Annotated in this window: 3 protein-coding genes; 2 read left to right on the plus strand and 1 reads right to left on the minus strand. The window is 63.1% G+C overall.

Going from position 1 to position 4,715, the window contains the following annotated elements:
• Nucleotides 1–176 precede the first annotated feature (176 nt).
• Nucleotides 177–1,658, minus strand: a complete 1,482-nt coding sequence (locus GTW58_RS12755) for a sodium/glutamate symporter (protein ID WP_119933797.1) — start codon at nt 1,656–1,658, stop codon at nt 177–179.
• Between the two features lie 268 nt (nt 1,659–1,926).
• Here GTW58_RS12755 and GTW58_RS12760 point away from each other — a divergent pair, with 268 nt between their 5' ends.
• The gene (locus tag GTW58_RS12760) at nt 1,927–2,817 is read left to right on the plus strand and encodes an aldo/keto reductase (RefSeq protein ID WP_119933798.1); all 891 of its coding nucleotides are present in this window, start codon (nt 1,927–1,929) and stop codon (nt 2,815–2,817) included.
• 126 nt (nt 2,818–2,943) lie between these two features.
• Entirely contained in the window at nt 2,944–4,569 is a 1,626-nt protein-coding gene (locus GTW58_RS12765; RefSeq protein ID WP_119933799.1) for a multicopper oxidase family protein, read from the plus strand.
• Nucleotides 4,570–4,715: the final 146 nt, after the last annotated feature.

The raw sequence follows: 4,715 nt of genomic DNA on the forward strand, positions 1-4,715 counted from the left end.
GGATCTTTCTACCAAGAACCCACCCCGCCCACCGTGGCCCTAGCCGCTTGACGAAAACCATAGAAGCACCCCCCACACCGCCGAGACCTCCGTTATGGCCCCAACAAGTGCGCGATATGGGCTTCATCGGAGGTCTCGGCGGTCAGGGGTGAGGGGGTCAAGGGTGAGGTGGCTCCTCAGGCGGTGGCGCCGCCCTCCTCAGCCTTCTTCTGCTGAGCAATCTCCTGGGTGTGCTGTTCGCGGTCCTTCATCTCCCGGGGCCGGAAGTAGAACAAACCGGTCAACACAGCGATCAGGAAGACCACCAGCATGACAAAGAACAGGGGCCACGGCCCGGTCAGGTAGATGATCGGGATGGCCAGAGCTGTCACCAGACCGCCGCCGAAGAACGGTTCGAACACCAACTGCTTGTAGCCGAACGCCTCGAAGGCCGGGGACTCGCCTTCCGGGTCGACCACGCGCATCAGGATCAAACCCGTGGCGGTCACACCCATGGACTGGCCGAAGTCACCGATGCCGCGTTCAAACCAGTAACGTCCGATGATCCGCGGGGCCAGCCACAAGAAGATGGCCACATTGAACGCGATGCCGGCAATGGCCAGAATGGTGAAGGCCGCCAGGTTGTCCCCCACGGCCTGCAGGGACAAGGTGGCGATGGCTGCCACGATCAGGAAGTCAAGTGCCCACCCTTGAATCCGCACCATCATCTGGTGGTCGATGTAGTGATCGGCGCCCACCGCACGGGCGATCATCTGCAGGATCACACCGCCCAGCAGCGCCATGGGGAACAGCGGGACGTAGGCAAAGATCTCCAGAGGTGTGGTGTCATCCAACATCACGGAGGCGTAGGTGGCCTGCTCGACCCAACGCAGGCCCTCCAGGATCAGCCAGCCGATCAGCACCGCCACAGCCATGATGGCCATGTGCAGGGACAACGGCTCCACAGAGGAGGGACGGCTGGTCATCTTGCCTGCCGAGTAGTGCTCGTCCGTGCGGAACAAGCCTTTCTGTTCGGCCACGGACATCTTGACGTTGCCTTTGAGAATTTCGGTCTTGCCGGTACGAACACCCCAGTTGATCAGCGCAATACCGATGATCACGCCGCTGACAATGCCCACAGTGGCCAGACCGACCGCCAGATCAGCACCCTCACCAAAGCCCAGGTCCTCCATGACACCGCGCATACCGGCCGCCGTGCCGTGACCGCCTTCAAAGGCAATCTCAATCAGCGCACCAGTCATGGGCGATGCAGCAAACAGCGGCACCAGCACCAGTGCTGCCAGCAGCAGACCGATCACGTACTGCCCGGAGCCGAAAGCCACACCCAGGGACAGCTGCGGGCCCACCAGTTTGGCGGCTCGTTTGGGTGTGGGCAGATCCTGCCCCAGGAACATGGTGGCGAAAATGACGCTGATGAGCAGACCCGGCAGGGCCGCCCAGGTGGTGATCATGGCCTCCGTGAACAGGCCGTTCTCACCCCACGGTCCGTTGATACGCCCCAAGACCTGCGGCCCAAGGAGCAACAGGATGGCACCGGCAATGATGGAGCTGGGCAGAAACAGGGACTGGATCCACCCCACCTTCACGCGGATGACCTTGCCGAGCAGCAGCGCCGCTCCCAAGATCAGTAGGGCAAAGCCAATGGCATTGGGAGACATCACTACCACCTCGTAGTTGGTCGGTGCGGGGCGGGCCGGTCACTGCAGAGCCACTCACGGGGCCGGGAGTGACGACGACGCAACCTGCGGCGTCGTCGTCGCTGTGCTGAGACCAACGGGCCGTGGGCAGAGGACCCGGCACGTGAGATGGAACGGCAAGTCTAATCTGAACGGCAGCTGAGAGTGACTCTGTGAACCGCCTGGGAATCCCGAGACGGGTACTGACAGGCCCTGTTTCCTGCAGGTGAAGGGTGCTTACGGTGGGCGCATGAGCATTCCGAACATGACACTGAACAACGGCGTTGAGATCCCGGAACTGGGCTTTGGCGTCTTCCAGTCGGCCCCTGAGGAAACCGTGCAGGCCGTGACGGACGCATTGGAAGTGGGCTACCGGCACATCGACACCGCTGCCGCCTACGGCAATGAGCGCCAGGTTGGTCAGGCCATCCAGCAGTCCGGGCTGAGCCGGGACGAGGTGTTCCTGGAGACCAAGGTCTGGATCAATGACTACGGGTTCCAGGAAACTCAACACGCCTTTGAGAAGGCCAGCGGGAAGCTGGGTGTGGAGAAGATCGATCTGCTGATCCTGCACCAGCCGCTGACCCCGGAGTTCGACCGCACCATCGCGGCTTACAAGGGATTGGAGAAGCTGCTGGAGGACGGCAAGGTGCGCGCCATCGGTGTCTCGAACTTCATGCCGGAGGATCTGGACCGTCTGATGGAGCAAACCACGGTCATCCCGGCGGTCAACCAGATCGAGATCCACCCCTACTTCCGTCAGACGGAGCTGGTGAACAACAACCGGGAGCTGGGAATCATCTCCCAGGCGTGGTCCCCCATTGGTGGCATCACGTTCTACCCCGGCTTTGGTCAGGACCGGAAGTCCACCCTGGAGAATGCGGAGATCCTGGAGATCGCCGAATCCCACGGCAAGACTCCAGCCCAGGTCATGCTGCGCTGGCACCTGGACCAGGGACGTCAGGTCATCCCCAAATCGGTCAAGCGCCACCGCATCGAGGAGAACTTTGACGTGTTCGACTTTGAACTCACCAATGATGAACTCACGCGAATTGATGCCCTGGACACCGGGGTGCGCGGCGGCCCGGAGCCGTCTTCCGTGAACATGGAGGACTTTGGCATGGAGATCCCGGAGGCCTGAGCCAGTCGGTGCTGCCCCTCCCTTCCCCGCCGAGTAGGCCTTTTGATCGCTGCTGACCCACTCAGGGGCGATCAAACAGCCTTCTCGGCGGATGGGGTGGGCGGCGGGAAGTCGTAGGGTCGAGGTATGGCAACCCGCTCGACTCCCCCTCACCTCAGCCGCCGGTCCCTGCTCAGGTTCGGTGCGGCCGCCACCGCCGGGCTCACTCTGACCACAACGTTCACAGCCTGCGGTGGGGCCCGGGACAACCGCCGGGCACAAGGCAGTGCCGGAGCTCTGCTGACCAGCGAGCTCGAACTGCCGCAGCCTTTCACCGTGTCCCTTCCCATCCCCGAGGTGCTGGAGCCAACACGCAAGGATGCCGACACCGACTTCTACCAGATCACCCAACGGGCCGCCGACCTGGAGATCATTCCCGGCACCACCACGCAGGTCTGGGGTTACAAGGGCACCGTGCCCGGCCCCACGTTGATCTCCCAACGCGGCCGCCGCACCGTGGTCACCCACCGCAATGAGCTGCCCGTTCCCGTGGTGGTGCACCTGCACGGCGGCGTCACCGCGCCGGAACACGACGGCTACCCCACCGACGTGATCTTCCCTGCCAGCTCGGACCACGGCGATCACGGAACCCACGACGACGCCGCCGACTTCGAGCACTCCGACCACCTTGCCTCCGGGGACACCAGCGACGGCGAGCGCGAATACGTCTATGACATGGACCAACCCGCAGCCACACTGTGGTACCACGATCACCGCATGGACTTCACCGGCCCCCAGGTCTACCGCGGCCTGGCGGGCTTCCACCTGATTCACGACGACGCCGAGGACGCCCTGGGCCTGCCCACCGGCGACCGGGACATCCCTCTGATGATCATGGATCGGGCTTTCGCCGCGGACGGGTCCTTTTTCTATCCATCGGTGGACCCGGATCTGGTGGACCCGCCCGGTGTGGAGTCCGAGTACATGAGTGGTGTGCTGGGTGACTGCATCCTGGTCAATGGCGCGCCCTGGCCTGAGCTGGAGGTGTCCAACACCAAGTACCGCTTCCGGATCCTCAATGCCTCCAACGCCAGGCGGTACCGGCTGAACCTGGACGGTGGTCTGCCGTTTGTGCAGATCGGAAGCGATCTGGGCCTGCTGGAGGCTCCCATCGAACACGGGACGTTGGACATTGCGCAGGCGGAACGGTTCGACGTCGTCGTGGACTTCTCTGGATTGGACATCGGTGAGGAGGTCACGCTGCACAATCAGCACGGGGCGGATGGGACGGATGTGATCATGCGGTTCAAGGTCACCCGCCAGGAGGAAGATTCCGGTCCGATCCCTGAGCGGTTGGCGGAGGTGGAGATTCTCTCCGAGGACGATGTGGTGGCCGAGCGGGAGTTCGTGTTCGCCCGAGGTGGCGCGCAAGCCCACGGGATGACGTTGTGGACCGTGAACAATCAGGCCTTTGACCCGGACACCATCCTGGCTGATCCCAAGCTGGGGACCGTGGAGCGCTGGCGCATCCGAGGGCTGGACGTCGAGCACCCGTTCCACATCCACCTGGCGCCGTTCCAGGTGATCGGGCAGGACCGGCAGCAGTCCGTGAGCAGCTTCAACCACGGGTGGAAGGACACCGTGAGCATGGACACCGGTGGCCAGGTGGACCTGTTGGTGCGCTTTGACGGTTACCGCGGGAAGTACGTGTTCCACTGCCACAACCTGGAACACGAGGACATGATGATGATGGCCAACTTCGAGGTGGTCTGACCCTCCCCTTTCTCTCCCGCTCTACCGCCGAGTAGGCCGTTTGATCGCCCCTGACCCAGGCGGTTTCAGGGGGTGAGTGCAACACCGGATTGATTGGTGGTGTTGTTCATGGGTGCTCCTGTGGTGGCGTTGGCCAGGCGGGTTCG

This window comes from Kocuria subflava (genome assembly GCF_012163155.1).
Taxonomy (GTDB): domain Bacteria; phylum Actinomycetota; class Actinomycetes; order Actinomycetales; family Micrococcaceae; genus Kocuria; species Kocuria subflava.